The sequence below is a fragment of the Pantoea pleuroti genome (assembly GCF_014156615.1).
GTDB lineage: Bacteria > Pseudomonadota > Gammaproteobacteria > Enterobacterales > Enterobacteriaceae > Pantoea > Pantoea agglomerans.
In genome coordinates, this window is record NZ_SBFD01000015.1 from 1 (window position 1) to 17,826 (window position 17,826).

At 59.9% G+C, this 17,826-nt stretch carries 15 protein-coding genes; 2 read left to right on the top strand and 13 right to left on the bottom strand.

Annotation, left to right across the window (positions count from 1 at the left end):
* Positions 1–188: 188 nt before the first annotated feature.
* The 3 genes from EPG66_RS21725 to EPG66_RS21735 form a co-directional block, all read right to left on the bottom strand.
* Positions 189–533: a hypothetical protein gene (locus EPG66_RS21725; RefSeq protein WP_033759122.1), complete on the bottom strand. Its 345-nt coding sequence runs from the start codon at positions 531–533 to the stop codon at positions 189–191.
* A gap of 22 nt (positions 534–555) precedes the next feature.
* A complete protein-coding gene (locus EPG66_RS21730) occupies positions 556–1,902 on the bottom strand; it encodes a cation:proton antiporter (RefSeq protein WP_031593058.1) in 1,347 nt (448 codons plus the stop codon).
* A gap of 61 nt (positions 1,903–1,963) precedes the next feature.
* Entirely contained in the window at positions 1,964–3,166 is a 1,203-nt protein-coding gene (locus EPG66_RS21735; protein WP_182688088.1) for an MFS transporter, read from the bottom strand.
* Positions 3,167–3,259: 93 nt separating this feature from the next.
* Here EPG66_RS21735 and EPG66_RS21740 point away from each other — a divergent pair, with 93 nt between their 5' ends.
* On the top strand, positions 3,260–4,228 hold the full coding sequence (locus EPG66_RS21740; protein ID WP_182688090.1) for a LysR family transcriptional regulator: 969 nt from the start codon (positions 3,260–3,262) through the stop codon (positions 4,226–4,228).
* 34 nt (positions 4,229–4,262) lie between these two features.
* Here the strand turns inward: EPG66_RS21740 and EPG66_RS21745 are convergent, their stop codons facing one another.
* From EPG66_RS21745 to EPG66_RS21785, 9 genes are all read right to left on the bottom strand, one after another.
* The gene (locus EPG66_RS21745; protein ID WP_010253431.1) at positions 4,263–4,766 is read right to left on the bottom strand and encodes a TIGR00645 family protein; all 504 of its coding nucleotides are present in this window, start codon (positions 4,764–4,766) and stop codon (positions 4,263–4,265) included.
* A 54-nt stretch (positions 4,767–4,820) separates the two neighbouring features.
* Positions 4,821–7,496 (bottom strand): two-component system sensor histidine kinase KdpD, encoded by a 2,676-nt coding sequence (gene kdpD / locus EPG66_RS21750; RefSeq protein WP_010671497.1) that lies wholly within the window; start codon positions 7,494–7,496, stop codon positions 4,821–4,823.
* Positions 7,497–7,721: 225 nt separating this feature from the next.
* Positions 7,722–8,288, bottom strand: a complete 567-nt coding sequence (gene kdpC, locus EPG66_RS21755; protein WP_010253435.1) for a potassium-transporting ATPase subunit KdpC — start codon at positions 8,286–8,288, stop codon at positions 7,722–7,724.
* Between the two features lie 10 nt (positions 8,289–8,298).
* Positions 8,299–10,347 carry a potassium-transporting ATPase subunit KdpB gene (gene kdpB, locus EPG66_RS21760; protein WP_010671495.1) on the bottom strand — a complete coding sequence of 683 codons (2,049 nt, stop codon included), beginning with the start codon at positions 10,345–10,347 and terminating at the stop codon, positions 8,299–8,301.
* Positions 10,344–12,032, bottom strand: a complete 1,689-nt coding sequence (kdpA, locus tag EPG66_RS21765) for a potassium-transporting ATPase subunit KdpA (protein ID WP_182688092.1) — start codon at positions 12,030–12,032, stop codon at positions 10,344–10,346. The genes kdpB and kdpA overlap by 4 nt, the downstream gene beginning before the upstream one ends.
* A complete protein-coding gene (gene kdpF / locus EPG66_RS21770) occupies positions 12,032–12,121 on the bottom strand; it encodes a K(+)-transporting ATPase subunit F (RefSeq protein WP_010253443.1) in 90 nt (29 codons plus the stop codon). The genes kdpA and kdpF overlap by 1 nt, the downstream gene beginning before the upstream one ends.
* Before the next feature lie 108 nt (positions 12,122–12,229).
* Positions 12,230–13,396, bottom strand: coding sequence for an HD-GYP domain-containing protein (locus EPG66_RS21775; RefSeq protein WP_031593053.1), 1,167 nt, complete (start codon positions 13,394–13,396; stop codon positions 12,230–12,232).
* Between the two features lie 159 nt (positions 13,397–13,555).
* Positions 13,556–14,512, bottom strand: coding sequence for a 2-hydroxyacid dehydrogenase (locus EPG66_RS21780; RefSeq protein WP_143789879.1), 957 nt, complete (start codon positions 14,510–14,512; stop codon positions 13,556–13,558).
* Complete coding sequence (locus tag EPG66_RS21785; RefSeq protein WP_115758060.1) at positions 14,493–15,884, bottom strand: MFS transporter; 1,392 nt, start codon at positions 15,882–15,884, stop codon at positions 14,493–14,495. Before EPG66_RS21785 ends, EPG66_RS21780 begins: the two co-directional genes overlap by 20 nt.
* Before the next feature lie 420 nt (positions 15,885–16,304).
* Between EPG66_RS21785 and EPG66_RS21790 the strand changes: the two genes are divergently transcribed.
* Complete coding sequence (locus EPG66_RS21790; RefSeq protein WP_010253455.1) at positions 16,305–17,222, top strand: sugar ABC transporter substrate-binding protein; 918 nt, start codon at positions 16,305–16,307, stop codon at positions 17,220–17,222.
* Between the two features lie 32 nt (positions 17,223–17,254).
* Here the strand turns inward: EPG66_RS21790 and EPG66_RS21795 are convergent, their stop codons facing one another.
* Positions 17,255–17,758: a GNAT family N-acetyltransferase gene (locus EPG66_RS21795; protein WP_064704098.1), complete on the bottom strand. Its 504-nt coding sequence runs from the start codon at positions 17,756–17,758 to the stop codon at positions 17,255–17,257.
* Between the last annotated feature and the right edge of the window lie 68 nt (positions 17,759–17,826).

Sequence of the window (17,826 nt, forward strand, 5' to 3'; positions counted from 1 at the left end):
CGGGCGAAAGGCGGGGCGGCACAGGATGTGCCATCCCCGGCGGTCCGTCAGGCAGGCGAATGAAGTGAAGGAACCGCGTAGCGCCGCGAGGACCGCCAGCCCCTGCCCGGCACCAGACTGCGTTATCACCTGTCGCTTAACTGGCTGGCATTAGCCCGGCAGGCGCGTTTTTATTTAATCCGATGCGGTTAATCTTCCTGCTGGAACTGCGCCATCACGGCCTGCTCACACTGCTGTTCGTTGACGCGCAGTTTGGCACGCTCATCATCACCCAGCTGCAGCCAGGCACTGGCCACTTCACGCGCGGACTCTTCATCAAACTCGGGCTGATTCATCGCCGACGGCGACTGACTGCGCGCCACGGTCGATTTCATCTGTTCGACATACTGATCCGCGCTGGCGACCTTTTTCTCGCCGCTGACAATGTGGCACAGCTGACTGGCATAGACATTCTGCTCAGTGTCAGCCTCGTCCGCCGCCAGCGCACTGCCGGTGGCGAGCATGCTCAGCAGCACTATCTGAGTTACTTTCATTCTTAACTCCTGTTAGTTCGGGTTAAACCTTACGCTGAAGGGCTTCAAGGCGTTTCTGACGCCAGTTCAGCAATGGTGACACGGTGGTGCCGTGGACCACCACGCTGCAGACCACCAGCGTTAGCGCCATATTGGTCATAATTTCCATCTGCGGGCCTTGCATGCCGTGCGTCCAGGCATAGGCGATGTAGTTCAGGCTGCCAATGCCGCGGATGCCCAGCCAGCCAATCAGCAAACGCTGCCCCAGCGGCAGCCCGGCGCGCAGCGTCACCAGCCAGACGGCCAGTGGCCGCACCACCACAAACAGCACCAGGCCGATCAGCACGCCGTAGATGTTCCAGTGCTGCGCCAGCGTGACGCCCAGCACCACCATCATGCCAGCCGCCAGTAAACGTTCAATAGTATCGCCAAAAGAGAGGGCGTCGCCTACTACAAACCCGATCGACTTCACCATATTGTTGTCGCCCTGATGCGCCAGGCGTTTGTTAGGGTTCACCAGTGCTTCAGAGGGCAGCACGCGCTCGTCGTCAGAGAGATCGTCCGGCTGATGGCGACGGAACACGCCCATCTCAGCACGGCGTAATCCCAGCCCGGCGGCGAAGGCAGCCAGGAAGCCGGAGGCACCCAGCCACTCCACCAGTGAATAACTCAGCGCAATCAGCGCCAGCGCCAGGAAATCATTGGGCGCCACGTCGCCATTAGCATTGCGCAGTCGGGTCGCCAGCAGGCCAATTAACTGCCCCAGCACGAAACCGATGATCAGACCGCCGCCAATTGCCCAGAGCACCTCTACCGCACCCCAGTGCCCCAGCATTGCCACGTTCAGGCTTTCGCCATTAAACAGCAGCAGCGCCAGCATCAGCAGCGGCAGCGCGGAACCATCATTCATGCCCGCTTCACTGGAGATCGCCACGCGCAGCGAGTCATCATCCTGCGCATCGTTGACCGAGATTAAGCTCGCCAGCACCGGATCGGTCGGCGCGACAATGGCACCAAACGCCAGCGCAATCGGCCAGTCTAATCCCACAAGGAAGTGCGACAGCAGGGTCATCGCGGCCACGGTCAGCAGCATGGCAGGAAAAGCCAGTTTCAGCCCGGTTTGCCAGCAGTTGTTTTGCAGCGGCTGACGCAGCTTGAGGCCGGTGATGAACAGCGAGGCAGCCATGGTGATTTCAGTGATGTGCGCCACGGCTTCGGAATGGGTGACGATATCGATATGGATAACATCAAATCCCCACGGGCCGCACAGCATGCCCGCGATAAGGAACAGACCAAATGAGGTAACTGGCCCCCGGTGAATCCAACCGGAAGCCAGCGACATCAGCAGCAGGAGGCCGCCCGTCGCTGCTGTCCAGGCTAAAAAGTTCATAACACTCCAGATTATTTCGGGTTTATGAATAAGCCTGGCACATTTTTTGACGGGCGAGGTGTCAGTTTTTCAGGTGACGACTGGCGAAGCGGACCGCCAGCGCGGCTGCACCGGCTAAGGTCGAGAGCGCAACCACGCCATTCCAGCCCCAGTGTGCCAGCGCCAGACTTCCCAGCGCCGCACCGGTGGCCATACCGATAAACACCACGGTAAACAGCAGCGCATTCAGGCGACTGCGCGCTTCCGGCGCCAGGCCATAGACCAGCGTCTGATGGGCCACCAGCGTGGCCTGCACCCCTAAATCGAAGCCGATGGTACAGAGGACAATCAGCGCCATCTGGGCCGGCATCGGCAGCAGCGGCAGCAGAAACATCAGCGCAAAGGAGATCGTTACCAGCGCGGCGCCAGCCTGCGTGACCCTTGCCGGACCGATGCGGTCAGCAAAACTGCCCGCCAGCGGTGCCGCCATGGCACCCGCCGCACCGGCTAAACCAAACGCCCCGGCCACGGCACTGTCCAGATGAAAGCGGTCGCTGAGCATTAACGCCAGCGTCGACCAGAAGGCGCTAAAACCCACTGACAGCAGTCCCTGAGCCAGTGCGGCACGACGTAGCGTCTGATGGTGACGCCACAGGTGCACCAGCGACAGCAACAGGCGCGGATAGCTCACCGAGGTGCCTGGCGCGAAACGCGGCAGTACCCGCCACAGCGTCAGCGTAATCAGCAGCACCGCCAGTGCGGCGATCATGTACATGGTGCGCCAGCCGAAATACTCCGCCACCACTCCGCTGACCACCCGCGACAGCAGGATCCCAACCAGCAGCCCGGTCATCACCGTGCCGACTGTTTTACCCCGGCTGCGTTCCGGGGCCAGCGCCGCCGAAGCGGGCACAATATCCTGCGCCACGGTGGCGGTCAGGCCGGTGATAAAACTGGCAATCAGCAGCGCGCTGAGTCCACCGGAAAAACCACACAGCAGCAGCGCCGCCACCAGCATTAAGCCTTTGATAAAGATAATGGTGCGCCGGTCATGGCGATCGCCCAGCGGAGCCAGCAGCAGAATACCCAGCGCATAGCCCGCCTGGGTCAGCATCGGCACCATGCCGACCGCGCCAATACCGGCGTTAAACTGCTTGCTGATGATATCCAGCATCGGCTGGCTGTAGTAGATCGACGCGACGCTGAGTCCGGCACCGGCGGCCAGGGTAAACACCAGCGGCGCAGAGAGCGGTTCATTTTGGGTCTGGGTCTGTATGGCTGACATGCTGTAATCCTCATCATTTCGTCCTGCCATTAAAGCGCATTGCGGTTATACGCGGTAGACTGATATCAGGCAAAACCGTTATGCGTGGTGCGTATGAATAACCCAAACAGCAGCGATCGCATCGAACTGATGCAGACTTTTATCCGTATTGTCGAAAGCGGCAGCTTATCCGCCGCCGCCGCGCAGCTCGGCACGACACAACCCACCGTCAGCCGCCGATTGCAGAGCCTGGAGCAGCGGCTGGGCCTCAAGCTTATCCTGCGTACCACCCATGCGCTGAAGCTTACCGATGATGGCGAGCGCTGCTACGCCCAGGCGCGACAGCTGCTGGCGACCTGGCATGCGCTGGAGGATGAGCTGACCGGGGCCAGCGATGACCCGGTCGGTACGCTGCGGGTTCGCGCCCCACACGCCTTTGGTCAGGATCAGCTGATCGCCCCGCTGGTGGACTATCTGCACCGTTATCCCCGGCTCAATATTGAGTGGATGCTGAATGACCGCACGCCCGACTTTATGGCGGAGAATGTGGACTGTGCCATTCAGGTCGGCGCGCCAACCGATCCTTCGGTGGTGGCGATACTGCTGGCAGAAGTGCCGCGTATTGTGGTGGCCGCCCCGCACCTGCTGGCGCAGCAGCCGCCGATAGAGCGGGTTGAACAGCTGCGCGATCTGCCGTGGCTGGCACTGACCAGTTTTTACCGTAACGAAGTGGCGTTGCAGAAGATTGACGACGGCCAGCCGGTAAACCTGGCGATTACGCCCCGGCTGAGCAGCGACAGTTTATATGCGGTGCGCAAAGCGGCACTGGCTGGGATGGGAGCCGCGATTGTCTCGTCATGGGCAGTGCAGGAAGATCTGGCGGATGGCAGCCTGGTTCAGCTGATGCCCGCATGGCAGGCACCGCCGCTGCCGGTGTGGCTGACCTATCCCTGGGCGAGTTACTACCCGGCCAGGCTGCAACACTTTTTTGCCATGATCAAAGAGGTGATGCCGCAGCTGGCGGGCACGCGTCCGGCCTCACAGCCAGCGGGTCGTTCAGGGAGAACAGAGCGGAAAGGGTAAAGCAGGCGCCCGCCTCAGCGGGCCGCCAGAGAGGTTACTTCGGTTTTTTATCGCTGCGCGACATCTGATCCAGCCAGCCCATCACAAAGGCGGAGAGCACAAAGGTCAGGTGGATAATCACGTACCACATCAGCTTGTCGTTTTCGACGTTGCGCGCTTCCATAAACACCCGCAGCAGGTGAATCGAGGAGATGGCGACAATGGAGGCGGCGACTTTGTTTTTCAGCGAGCCGGAGTCCATCTTGCCCAGCCAGCTCAGCTTCTCTTTATCTTCGTCGATATCGAGCTTAGAGATGAAGTTCTCATAACCCGACAGCATCACCATCACCAGCAGGCCGCCAACCAGCGTCATATCCACCAGCGACAGCAGCAGCAGGATCAGATCGTTTTCCGCAATGCTGAAAATGTTGGGCAGCAGGTGGAAAATTTCCTGGAAAAATTTAATGGTCAGCGCCAGCAATCCCAGCGAAAGTCCAATGTAAACCGGGGCCAGCAACCAGCGCGATGCATACATCAGGTTTTCGGTAAAACGTTCCATACAATCCCACGAATAATCAAACAGGTCCGGAAGTATAACCGATCAACTGTGAAGTTATTTCAGCCCTTCGTCAGAAATTTCAGGGACCGGCGGCAGTGGCAGCGAGAGACGAAATGCCGCGCCGCCTTCGGCCCTGTTCTCTGCCCAGATCTGACCGCCGTGGCTCTCGATAATGGTTTTACAGATTGCCAGACCCAGCCCGACGCCCGGCACCGCCGACTCTTTGTCGCCCCGCCAGAATTTATCGAATATCCGGCTTAAATCGTCTTCGGCAATGCCCGGTCCGCTATCCCAGACCGAGATCTCCAGCCGTGATGCCGCACGCCAGGCGCGAATGCCGCGTGGTGCGCTGTTACCGGCATACTTCAGGCTGTTCTCAATCAGGTTGGTGAAGACCCGCTCCAGCAGCGTGCTGTCGCCTTTGATCAGCACGATGTCGTCCGGCAGATCGAGCCGGACCTCATGCCCTTTCAGCGACGGTGCCATGCTGCTCAGCGCCCCACCGACCACCTCTTCCAGCGCCAGCCACTCCTCACGCAGGTTGAGGCCGCCCGACTGAATGCGCGCCATATCCAGCATGTTGCTCACCAGCCGGATGGTGCTCAGCGTCTGCTCGCGGATCTGACTCGCCTGCGGCACATATTTTGAGTTGTCGCTGGCCAGGTCGAGCATCAGCATTTCCGCCTGACCAAACAGCACGGTCAGTGGGGTGCGCAGGTCGTGAGACAGCGCCGACAGCAGCGCATTGCGCAGCTGTTCACGCTCCGCCGAGAGCCGGGACGCCGCCTCGCTATGCGACAGCGCCATCCGCTCCAGTGCGTTAGCAATCAGCACCGTAAAGGTTTCCACCAGCCGCTGCTGCTCGGGGATCATCAGTTGACGGAGGTTCTGCGGCTCCACCACCAGCAAACCCCGGCAGTGCGCGCCACTTTTCAGCGGCAGGATCTGATAAGGCACCGCCGGTAAGGTATCGGTGCCCGCACCCGCAGGCTGGCCTTTGCTGTAACTCCATTTAGCAATCGCGCGATCCGGCTCGCTGGCTGGTAACGCATCGCCCACCGGTTGCAGTTCGCCCTGCTCATCCGGCAGCAGCAGCAGGCAGCGCGCCTGTAACGTGGCATCCAGCACCCGCTGGCTGGTGGCGGCAATATCCTGCGGCGTTAACGCACTGCCCAGCGATTTCGCCATCTCATAGAGCTGGCGCGCCCGCTGCTCACGGTAGCGCGCCACCCGCGCCTGATAACGCACGCCTGCCGTGAGATTGCCGACGATTACGCCCACCGCCAGCATCACGCCAAAGGTGACCAGATATTGCAGATCGGAGACCGCCACCGTGCCGGTGGGGGCAACAAAGAAGAGGTCAAAGGCGACGATATTCATCACCGTGGCGATCACCGATGGCCAGCGACCATAGCGCAGCGCCACGATCACTACCGCCAGCAGATAGATCATTACGCAGTTGGCGGGATCGAAACCGATCAGTACCGACTGCCCGGCGGCGGTTACAAGGATACAGAGCACCAGCGCCATCATTACGCCGCGCAGCTGAATACGCCATTTTTCGCTGGTGACGCGGCCATCCGGCAGCGGATGCGGCGCATCCTTCAGCGGCTCATCCAGCGCCACCACCAGCAGGTCGAGATCCGGCCCCAGCTGGCCGAGCCGTTCGGCAAAACTGTCACGCCGCCAGCGACGCAGCGGGCGACGACCCGTGACAATTTTGCCCAGATTGTGCGCGCGGGCGTAGCCCAGTACCGCTTCGGCTTCATCCGGCTCAGAGAGGGTCGCGGTTTCCGCGCCCAGCTCCTGCGCCAGCTGTAATGTGCGCAGAATCGCCCGTCGCCGCGCTTCCGGCAGCCGGTGCAGCCGGGGTGTTTCGACATAGACCGCGTGCCATTCACTGCCGAGCCGTGCCGCCAGTCGGGCGGCGGTGCGCACCAGCTTTTCACTGCCGCTGTCGTCGCCAATGCAGAGCAGAATGGCGTCGCGGGTGTGCCAGACGCGCTCCCGTCCCTGCTGATCGCGCCAGGCGCGCATCTGATCATCCACCCGATCGGCGGTGCGACGCAGGGCCAGCTCACGCAGGGCGAACAGGTTACCTTTGCGGAAAAAGTTTTCGATAGCGCGTTCCGCGCGGTCGCCAATGTAGACTTTGCCCTCTTTCAGCCGCTGCCGCAGATCGTCGGGCGGCAGATCGACCAGCACCACTTCGTCGGCGCTGTCGAAAAAGGGATCGGGCACGGTTTCGCGCACCTGAATGCCGGTGACGCCGCCCACCACATCGTTGAGGCTCTCAAGATGCTGTACGTTGACAGTGGTCAGTACATCGATGCCCGCTTCCAGCAGCTCCTCAATATCCTGCCAGCGCTTGGGATGGCGCGAGCCCTGCACGTTGGTGTGCGCCAGCTCATCCATCAGGATCACCGCCGGATGGCGAGCCAGCGCGGCATCAAGATCAAACTCTGCATGACGCGAGCGGCCGGTTGCGCGACGCGGCAGCAGAGTTAACCCTGTCAGCAGCTGCGCGGTTTCCGGCCGGTCATGGGTCTCTACCACGCCGATTAAGACATCCAGACCCTGCGCACGCAGCCGCTGTGCCTCCTGCAGCATGGCATAGGTTTTACCCACGCCAGCACAGGCACCAAAGTAAATTTTCAGCTGCCCGCGATGAGTCTCGCGGTTAGCCTGCAGCAGCGCGTCGGGATCGGGACGCTGGGGTTCGTGGTTCATCGCTTCCTTAGAGCCTATGCCAGTAGGCGTAATTGTTGCAAACAGTCTGGACACGGACAGCGCGGAACAATCCGTAGTACACGTAGTACGTGAGGATGAGTCGCTGCGCTCGCCCCTTCAGGGCCGCCCTGACGGGCGTTCAGGTTGCTAAAGCAGCCTGTGTGAGCACTGCCCAGGTTCAGACTGACAAATAAAATAGCCTAATGGGCCAGGCTCTTAACACCATTACAGTTCGTTGAGCGCCATATTCAGCTGCAACACGTTGAGGGTCGGTGTGCCGAGGAATGGCAGCAGCGGACGATGCGTCATCTTATCAATCAGCGCCTCGACCTGCGGCAACGGCAACTGGCGGCTGGCGGCGATACGCGGGGCCTGCCAAAGGGCGGCCTGTGGCGAAATATCCGGATCCAGCCCGCTGGCTGAGGCGGTGACCAGTTCAACCGGGACGGCGGCCGGTGCCTGCGGATTGGCGGCCCGCAGCGCAGCGACGCGATCGGCTACCGCTTTGTCCAGCGCCGGGTTGCTGGCGGCCAGATTGCTGCCCCCTGAGGCCAGCGGATTATAAGGTTTATCGCCACTGGCTGAAGGGCGGCCCCAGAAATAGTTGGGCTGGGTAAAGTTCTGGCCAATCAGCGCCGATCCGCGCGCCACGCCATCCTCCTCCAGCAGCGAGCCGCTGGACTGGGACGGAAACAGCCACTGCGCCAGACCGGTGGTGAGCAAAGGATAAACCACGCCGGTAACAAGCGTAAGCAGCAACAACAGTAAAATTGCCGGACGTAACTGACTCATTTTTCTCTCCTCAGGCCATGCCTGAAAACACTAACAGCAGATCGATCGCTTTGATGCCGACAAACGGCACCAGCAGGCCACCCAGACCGTAAATCAGCAGGTTGCGGCGCAGCAGCGCAGCAGCGCTCAGTGGGCGGTAGCTGACGCCTTTCAGGGCCAGCGGGATCAGGAAGACAATCACCAGAGCGTTAAAGATCACCGCCGACAGAATCGCACTGGCTGGCGAGTGCAGGTGCATCACGTTAAGCATGTTGAGCTGCGGATAGGTCGCCGCAAACGCCGCCGGAATGATGGCGAAATATTTCGCCACGTCGTTGGCGATACTGAAGGTGGTCAGCGAACCGCGCGTCATCAGCATCTGTTTACCAATGTGCACCACTTCAAGCAGCTTGGTCGGGTTCGAGTCGAGATCGACCATGTTGCCCGCCTCTTTCGCCGCCTGGGTACCGGAGTTCATCGCTACCGCCACATCCGCCTGCGCCAGTGCTGGCGCATCGTTGGTGCCGTCGCCGGTCATCGCCACTAAACGTCCTTCCGCCTGATACTGGCGGATCAGCGCCAGCTTGGCTTCCGGCGTGGCCTCTGACAGGAAGTCATCCACGCCCGCTTCCGCTGCAATCGCTGCGGCCGTCAGCGGGTTATCGCCGGTGATCATCACCGTTTTGATACCCATTTTGCGCAGTTCGGCAAAGCGCTCTTTGATGCCGCCTTTGACGATATCTTTCAGCGCCACCACGCCCAGCACGTTCGCGCCCTCTGACACCACCAGCGGCGTGCCGCCACTGCGTGCCACCTCTTCCACCTGCGCATTGACCTCGGCCGGGAAACGGCCATGGTTCGCTTCGATGTGGCGTCGTACCGCATCGACCGCGCCTTTGCGGATCAGTCGATCCTGCACGTTCACGCCGCTCATGCGGGTCTGCGCAGAGAACGGAATAAAGCTGGCACCCATGCTGCTGAGATCGCGCTCACGCAGATTAAATCGCTGTTTCGCCAGCACCACGATGCTGCGCCCTTCCGGCGTCTCATCGGCCAGCGAGGCGAGCTGTGCGGCGTCGGCCAGTTGCTCTTCACTGACGCCCGGCGCGGGCAGGAACTGGGTCGCCTGACGGTTACCCAGCGTGATGGTGCCGGTTTTGTCCAGCATCAGCACATCCACATCGCCCGCGGCTTCTACCGCACGCCCGCTGGTCGCAATGACGTTAGCACCCAGCATCCGGCTCATCCCCGCCACGCCAATCGCCGACAGTAAGCCGCCGATGGTGGTCGGGATCAGGCAGACCAGCAGCGCCACCAGCACCGTGATGCTGACCGGCGTTCCGCCCCATGCCGAGAACGGCCAGAGTGTCACGGTCGCCAGCAGGAACACGATGGTCAGTGACACCAGCAGGATGGTCAGAGCGATCTCATTCGGGGTTTTACGGCGTTTCGCGCCTTCCACCATGGCGATCATCCGGTCAAGGAAGGTTTCACCCGGGTTGGCGCTACAGGTGATCACCAGCCAGTCAGAGAGAATGCGGGTCCCGCCGGTGACGGAGGCGAAGTCACCGCCCGACTCGCGGATCACCGGTGCGGACTCACCGGTAATGGCGCTCTCATCCACCGAGGCACCGCCCTCCATTACTTCACCGTCGCAGGGGATGATGTCGCCCGCTTCCACCAGCACGGCATCGCCTTTGCGCAGCTCATCGGCACTGACCTGCTGCCACTCGGCGCCATAGCGCGCCGCTGAGAGTTTTTTGGCAAAGCTGGTCTTTTTCACCCCTTTCAGGCTGCTGGCCTGGGCCTTACTGCGCCCTTCTGCCAGCGCCTCCGCCAGGTTGGCGAACAGCACGGTGAACCAGAGCCAGACCGCAATCGCACCGGTAAAGCTGGCGCTGCCGCTGATCCGGCCGGTCAGCATCGCCAGCGCCAGCAGCGAGGTCAGAATGCTGCCGAGGTAGACCACAAACATCACCGGGTTACGGAACTGCACCCGGGGATCGAGCTTTTTCACTGCATCCCAGGCAGAGGTACGCAGCAATGCTGCGTCAAATAACGCCTGTTGTTGACGACTCATGAGGATTGTCCCTGAACAAGTTGCAGATGCTCAGCCACCGGGCCCAGCGCCAGAGCAGGAATAAAGGTCAGTGCACCCACCAGCAGCACCGTGCCGATCAGCAGTCCGATAAATAGCGGACCGTGGGTTGGCAGCGTGCCGTTACCCACCGGCTGCACTTTTTTCACCGCCATCGCTCCGGCAATCGCCATCACCGGAATGATAATGCCGAAGCGGCCCAGCAGCATGCAGGCAGCCAGTAGCAGGTTCCAGAACGGCGTGTTAGCACTCAGTCCGGCAAAGGCGCTGCCGTTGTTGTTGGCCGCCGAGGAGACCGCGTAGAGCACTTCGCTGAAGCCGTGAATGCCGGGATTGGCCATGGAACTGCGTCCGGCGTCGGTCATCATCGCCAGTGCAGTACCGATCAGCACCAGCGCCGGTGTGACCAGAATCGCCAGCGCGGTCATCTTCATCTCCCACACATCGATTTTTTTACCGAGGAATTCCGGGGTACGGCCAATCATCAGCCCGGCGATAAACACCGCCAGCAGCACAAACAGCAGCATGCCGTAGAGACCGGCACCGACACCGCCAAACACCACTTCGCCCAGTTGCATCAGCCACATCGGTACCATGCCGCCCAGCGCGGTAAAGGAGTCGTGCATGGCATTCACCGCACCGCAGGAGGCGGCGGTAGTGATAACCGCGAACAGGCTGCTGTTAAGAATGCCAAAGCGCGTCTCTTTACCTTCCATGTTGATAGCGCTGTCAGCCCCTAGCTGGAGGAAGTGCGGGTTGCCCTGCAGTTCGGCCCACATGACGACCGATACCGCCGCCACAAACATCAGCGTCATCGCCCACAGCAGCATGTGGCCCTGACGACGGTCACGCACGCTTTCGCCAAACGCGAAGCAGAGCGCCGCCGGGATCAGGAAGATGCTCAGCATCTGCACCAGGTTAGTCAGCACCGTCGGGTTTTCAAATGGATGTGAGGAGTTGGCGTTAAAGAAGCCGCCACCGTTGGTGCCCAGCATTTTGATCGCTTCCTGCGACGCCACCGGTCCCATCGACAGGGTCTGCTGCACGCCTTCCAGCGTGGAGAAACTGTGATAAGGCGCGAAGTTCTGGATACTGCCCTGACTGACAAAGAACAGCGCCATCAGCAGGCTGATCGGCAGTAAGACATAGAGCGTGATGCGCGTCAGGTCGCGCCAGGCGTTACCCAGGGTCGCAGAGCTGCGATTAGCAAAGCCACGGATCAGCGCAAATGCCACGGCGATACCGGTCGCGGCTGAGAGGAAATTCTGCACCGTCAGGCCCACCATCTGACTGAAATAGCTCAGGGTGCTTTCGCCGCTGTAGGATTGCCAGTTGGTGTTGGTGACGAAGCTCACGGCGGTATTCAGCGCCAGATGCCAGCTCAGGCCAGGCAGCTGCTGCGGATTCAGCGGCAGCGCGCCCTGCATCAGCAATATTGCCAGCAGCACCACGAAACCCAGCGCATTAAACAGCAGAATCGCCAGCAGGTAGTGCGGCCAGCGCATGTCCGATTGTTGCGCGCCCAGCAGTCGCCACAGCGGCGCTTCCAGGCGGGCAAACACCGGCTTGTCAGCCACTAACGACGCCAGACCCCGTCCGAGCGGCTGCGCCAGCACCATCAGCAGCAGCAGATAAAATGCGATGAGTAAAAAAGCATTGGCCGCCATCAGAAGGCCTCCGCATTTAACAGGGCATAGATCAGATAGCCCAGTAACAACACCACCAGCACAATGCCGGTTATTACGCCCACGCTCACAGGAACCTCCAGAGGATTGGATTTATGGCTTAGCTTGCGCGGAGGCGTATAAAGAAGGGGTTAAAATGCAGCGGGCGGGCGTAAAAATAGTGTAAAAATGGCGAAAAATCAGGCGACTTCCAGCGCCCAGATACGATTGAGATCGACGTTACCCCACAGCGTGCTGTCCTCTGCGCCCACAATGCTGTCGGTGCAGAAGCTGTCGCCGAGGTCGAGCTCTTCCGGTTTCACTTCACGCTGGGCGTGCAGCGACCAGAAGACATGTACGCAGGGACGCATCAGCGATTTTTCGCCCGCTTTCACCACCAGCGCCACCCGGCCGGAAGCCAGACGCACCAGCGATCCCACCGGATAGATGCCGATGGTCCGCACGAAGGTGTGCAGCAAGGCAGGGTCGAAATGGCCGCGCCAGCTCAGCATCTGGTGCATCGCTTCAGCAGGTGTCCAGCCGTTGCGATAGGAGCGGGTCGAGGTCACGGCATCATAGACATCACACACCGCCGCCATGCGGGCGTAGAACGAAATCGCCTCGCCTTTCAGGCGGTGCGGATAGCCGCTGCCATCATATTTTTCATGATGATGCAGGGTGATATCGAGCAGATCGTCATCGGCGTCAGCTTCTATCAGCATCTGCGCACCGACCACCGGATGCTCACGCATCACCCTGAACTCCTCTTCAGTCAGCTTGCCCGCTTTGTTCAGGATCGCCAGCGGCACGGCCGCTTTGCCGACATCATGCAGTAAACCGCCCATGCCCACCCGACGCAGTTCCTGCTCATCCAGCCCGAGTTTTTTACCCAGCGCAATCATCAGCCCGCAGACCGCCATGGAGTGCAGGTAGGTGTAATCATCATGATTTTTCAGGCGCGCCACACTCAGCATGGCGGAGGGTTCACGCGTGATCGATCCGGCGATTTCATCCACCAGGTCCATCATATAATCGAGCTTCAGGCCGTTACCCAGCCGCGCTTCGTTGAACATTGCCAGCACTTTCGGTTTGCCCTGCAAAAAGATCTGCTGTGCCTGATCCAGTTCCTGGAAAAACGGGGTGCGGCCAATGGTTCTCTTCGCGACCGTGGAGGCGATCGGCGCCTGCACCGATCGATCGAGGTCGATCCAGAGCTGGCGGATCCCTTCAGTGCGAAGCATGGCAATTTGTCGGGGATCGGTGATCAGCATCTCATTATGAATGCGCTGGTCTTTTATCCACCAGACCTCCAGCTTGTGGATAAACATCCCTGGGCGCAATTCATCAATGGTAATCAGCTTTATCACGCTATCACTCTTTAATATCAGCGGGTGGTAAGGTGATATCGGCAGCCGGACAAATTTTCTTCAGGCTGTTTTGTGCGAAGGTGAAGGTCTGGTGAGTGGTCAGAGGAGAGGCGTCCTGCCTCGCCCCTGTTTCAGCAGGGGGTTAAGACGTCGCTGTGGTTACACCACCCGGGTCAGCACCGACTCGCCACGGGCAAACGCCAGCATGTTATCAAAGACCAGGTCAGCCATCGCCGCCATGGTTTCGCGGGTGCTGCTGGCGATGTGCGGCGTGATAACCACATTGTCGCGCTGGCGTAGTACGTCAGGCACCTGCGGTTCCTGTTCAAACACATCCAGCCCGGCACCGGCGATCTGCCCGGTTTCCAGCGCATCCACCAGAGCCTGCTGATCCACCACGCTGCCGCGCGCAATGTTAATCAGATAGCCCTGCGGTCCCAGCGCCTGCAGCACTTCCGCATTGATAATGTGGCGCGTCGCGGCACCGCCCGGCAGGGTCAGCACCAGGAAATCGGCCTGCTGCGCCAGCGCCACCAGGCTCTCATGACGGGTGTAGGGCACATCGGGGCGTGAACGCGGGTTGTAATAGTGAATCGCCATATCAAACGCCTGCGCGCGCCTTGCCACCGCCTGACCGATATTGCCCAGCCCGACGATACCGCACACCTTGCCACCGATTTTGCTGCTCAGCGGAAAGCGGCCCTGCGACCAGTGACCGGCGCGTGTGAAGCGATCGGCTTCGCTGATGCGGCGCGCCACATCCAGCAGCAGCGCCATCCCCAGATCGGCGACGCAATCATTGAGCACTTCTGGCGTGTTGGTCACCACAATGCCGCGTGACCGGGCGGCTTCCGTATCAATGCTGTCATAACCGACGCCGTTACTGCAGATGGCTTTCAGGTTTGGCAGCGCGGCGATCAGCGCGGCCGGTGCGCCCATCACCGCGTTGCCGCTGGTGACCAGCATGTCGATATCTGCGCCCTGCTCAGCCAGAAAGGCTGCCTCATCTTCCGCCTCCCACAGCCGGAACACAGTGAACGTCTTTTCAATGTTCTCTATCAGCTGCGGCGGCAGAAACTTCCCTTTGATCAGCACATTACATTGCTTTAATGCCATCTTCTTTCTCCTGATTGTTATAGGATGCCGGGCGATCGCTCTCTTCACCAACGCGTTCAATCGGTCCCATCACCAGCAGGAACAGCAGGGCCGCTAGCACGCAGTGTGCCGCCACAAACGCCAGCCCGATGCTGTAGCTGCCGGTCAGACCGACGATGATGCCGAACAGCAGCGGCGTGGTGAAACCGGCAATATTGCCGATGCCGTTAAAAATGGAGCCGGCCAGGCCCACCGCCTCTTTGGGTGCGGTGTCGCTGATCACCGTCCAGGTGCCTGCACCGGCCGCTATGCCTTTACCGAAAAAGGCGAAGGACATAATCGCGATAATGCCGCTATTGCCCGGAATGATCGCCGCCAGCACCAGACTGGACGCCATCAGCATGCCGACGATATAGGGCGTTTTACGCGCCCAGGAGACGCTCCAGCCCCGGGCGATTAACTTGTCTGACAGGTAGCCGCCGCTGATCCCGCCCAGAAAACCAAACAGCGCCGGGGCAACGGTGGCGAAGCCCGCCTCCATGATGTTCATGCCGCGCGCCTGCACCAGATAGATCGGAAACCAGGTAATAAAGAAGTAGCTGAGCGCGATGATGCAGTACTGACCGAGATAGGCGCACCAGAGCATGCGATTAGTGAGCAGCTTTCTGAACATCGCTTTACTGACCGGTGGCCGCGCTTTCAGCGTCTGCGCCGAGTCGATATCCACCAGCGCACCACCGTCGACGATGTGGCGCAGTTCACTTTCGGACACGCCAGGGTGATTGCGTGGCTCCCGCATCCAGGCAGCCCAGACAAACACCGCCAGCAGGCCGATGCCGCCCAGCACAAAGAACGGCCACTCCCAGCCAAAGCGCGACACCAGCCAGCCTGACAGCGGCGAGAAGATGGCGACGGCAAAATATTGCGCCGAGCTGAACAGCGATGAAGCCCGTCCCCGCTCTGCGCCAGGGAACCACATAATCACCACGCGTGCATTGGCGGGAAAGCTGGGTGCCTCTATCAATCCCAGCATAAAACGCAGACCAAACATCAGCATCAATGCGCCGGTCATGCCGCTGGAGAACTCGCCAACGAATCCCATCGCCAGCGTCGAGACTGACCAGAGCGCCAGCGTGACGCCATACACTTTTTTTGCCCCGAAGCGGTCAAGAAACAGCCCGCCGGGGATCTGACCGATGACATAGGCCCAGCTGAAAGCAGAGAGGATCAATCCCAGCTGGATCGCTGACAGGCCGAACTCCTCTTTGATCGCCGATCCGGAGATCGAGAGGATCGAACGGTCGGCATAAGCCACAACCGACAGAAAGAGGATCAGGCAGAGGATCCAGATGCGCACATGAGACGTCCGGTGAGTCGTTTGGTCTTTAAGCATGAGCTGAATTCCTTAAAAAGCGGCAGGTTGCGCCACGAGGTTTTTTTCAGGAATAACGCTGAGATTTCCCGCTTAAGGAAATATAGATAGGAGGCTAACTATGGATCATTGTGCGGATGTTGAGATCGTCAGGCCCGATTCAACGGTTTTCTGACAACCACCACAAAGGCCAGTGCGATGCTGCACAAAAGCGCAAAAAGCCGCGGTTGACTGCCGCAGAGTGTGCGCCACGTCGAGGATTTCATCGGCGCTGGCAGCTATGAGCCGGCGATTTTACGGCAAAGTGTGGCGGCGCTAGCAAGAGTGAAAAGGGCCGGTTGTCAAACCCGGCGACTGTTCATAAGCTGCAAATGATAATCTTTATCCATTTTTATAATAAATGAAAAATATATTCCACACAGTTAACCTCGGGAGTCTGCAATGAAAAAACGTGCATGGGCAATACTCTGTCTGCTCTCTCTTTCCACGTCGGCGCTGGCAGAGAAAATTGGCGTCTCAATGGCCTATTTCGACCAGAACTTTCTGACCATTATCCGCCAGTCGATCGAGAAAGAGGCCAAAGCGCGTCAGCTGGATGCGCAGTTTGAAGATGCACGCGGCGACGTGGGCCGTCAGACCGATCAGGTGCAGAGCTTTATCAGTTCCGGGGTGGACGCGATTATCGTCGATCCGGTCGACTCCGCCAGCACCCCTGCCCTGACCAGACTGGCGCAGCAGGCTCACATTCCGCTGGTCTACGTTAACCGCACACCGGGCGATAAAACCCTGCCGCCGGGCGTGGTGTTTGTCGGCTCTGACGAACGCGAATCGGGCACGTTGCAGATGGAAGCGCTGGCGAAGCAGGCGGGTTATCGTGGCAGGGTCGCCATTATCATCGGTAACCTCAGCGATGCGGGTGCGCTGCAGCGCACCAAAGATGTCGAGCAGGTGGTAGCAAAGTATCCCGACATGAAAGTGGTGCTGAAGCAGACCGCCAACTATTCGCGTAATGAGGGCATGGATTTAATGCTCAACTGGCTGTCGAACGGGGAAGAGATCGATATTGTCGCCGCCAACAACGACGAAATGGCGATTGGCGCAACCATGGCGATTGCCCAGGCGAAACCGAAAAAAACCATTCTGGTGGGTGGCATTGATGCCACGCCGGATGGCCTGAAAGCCCTGGCAAGCGGCAAACTGGCCGTCACCGTGTTCCAGGATGCCGTGGGTCAGGGCAAAAAATCGGTCGAGGTGGCGCAGCAGATGATCAAAGGGGAAAAAGTCGATTCCCACCAGTGGATCCCGTTTGAACTGGTGACGCAGCAGAACATGCAGCAATACAGCAATAAAAATCCGTAATGCAAAGCGGAGCGGCAGCGCTGCCGCTCCGGTTATGACTTTCCGTGCAGCAGTTTCGCCATCATCACCACATCGCGCAGCTGACCGTCGCGCAGGGCGGCCTGGCGCATCACCCCTTCACGCTCAAAGCCCAGCCGCTCATAGAGCCGCAGCGCCCGTTCGTTGTCGTGAAACACCTCCAGCTCCATACGCGTAATCCCCAGCCAGTTACGGGAATAGTCGAGCGCGGTGCGGATCAGGCGCTCACCGACGCCGCGACCGGCGTAATCGGGATGCACACCCAGCCCAAAGCTGATGCAGTGGCGGGTGCGCGGCTTATTATCCACAAACAGCGTCAGCTCACCGGCCAGCACGCCCTCGATCTCCGCGACAAAGGCGATAAACCCTTCGGCATCCATTCTGGCGATTTTTTTCTCCCAGGTGGCAACGCTGGGAAACGGCAGCTGCAGCGTCCAGGGATAAACATCGGGATGACTGTAGAGTCGCTGATAGGCGGCGGCATCCTGCGGTTCCCGTGCCCGAATAATGATTTCCATATTTTCTCCTTTTAGCCGAACGGGGTTCATGCACTAAGCTGTAGCTCTTTACCGGACGGAAAGAGTAT

Bases quoted from the DNA above. Each gene is read 5' to 3' on its own strand.
- EPG66_RS21725 (WP_033759122.1), bottom strand. From the start codon at position 533: ATGAAAGTAACTCAGATAGTGCTGCTGAGCATGCTCGCCACCGGCAGT.
- EPG66_RS21730 (WP_031593058.1), bottom strand. From the start codon at position 1,902: ATGAACTTTTTAGCCTGGACAGCAGCGACGGGCGGCCTCCTGCTGCTG.
- EPG66_RS21735 (WP_182688088.1), bottom strand. From the start codon at position 3,166: ATGTCAGCCATACAGACCCAGACCCAAAATGAACCGCTCTCTGCGCCG.
- EPG66_RS21740 (WP_182688090.1), top strand. From the start codon at position 3,260: ATGAATAACCCAAACAGCAGCGATCGCATCGAACTGATGCAGACTTTT.
- EPG66_RS21745 (WP_010253431.1), bottom strand. From the start codon at position 4,766: ATGGAACGTTTTACCGAAAACCTGATGTATGCATCGCGCTGGTTGCTG.
- kdpD (WP_010671497.1), bottom strand. From the start codon at position 7,496: ATGAACCACGAACCCCAGCGTCCCGATCCCGACGCGCTGCTGCAGGCT.
- kdpC (WP_010253435.1), bottom strand. From the start codon at position 8,288: ATGAGTCAGTTACGTCCGGCAATTTTACTGTTGTTGCTGCTTACGCTT.
- kdpB (WP_010671495.1), bottom strand. From the start codon at position 10,347: ATGAGTCGTCAACAACAGGCGTTATTTGACGCAGCATTGCTGCGTACC.
- kdpA (WP_182688092.1), bottom strand. From the start codon at position 12,032: ATGGCGGCCAATGCTTTTTTACTCATCGCATTTTATCTGCTGCTGCTG.
- EPG66_RS21780 (WP_143789879.1), bottom strand. From the start codon at position 14,512: ATGGCATTAAAGCAATGTAATGTGCTGATCAAAGGGAAGTTTCTGCCG.
- EPG66_RS21785 (WP_115758060.1), bottom strand. From the start codon at position 15,884: ATGCTTAAAGACCAAACGACTCACCGGACGTCTCATGTGCGCATCTGG.
- EPG66_RS21790 (WP_010253455.1), top strand. From the start codon at position 16,305: ATGAAAAAACGTGCATGGGCAATACTCTGTCTGCTCTCTCTTTCCACG.
- EPG66_RS21795 (WP_064704098.1), bottom strand. From the start codon at position 17,758: ATGGAAATCATTATTCGGGCACGGGAACCGCAGGATGCCGCCGCCTAT.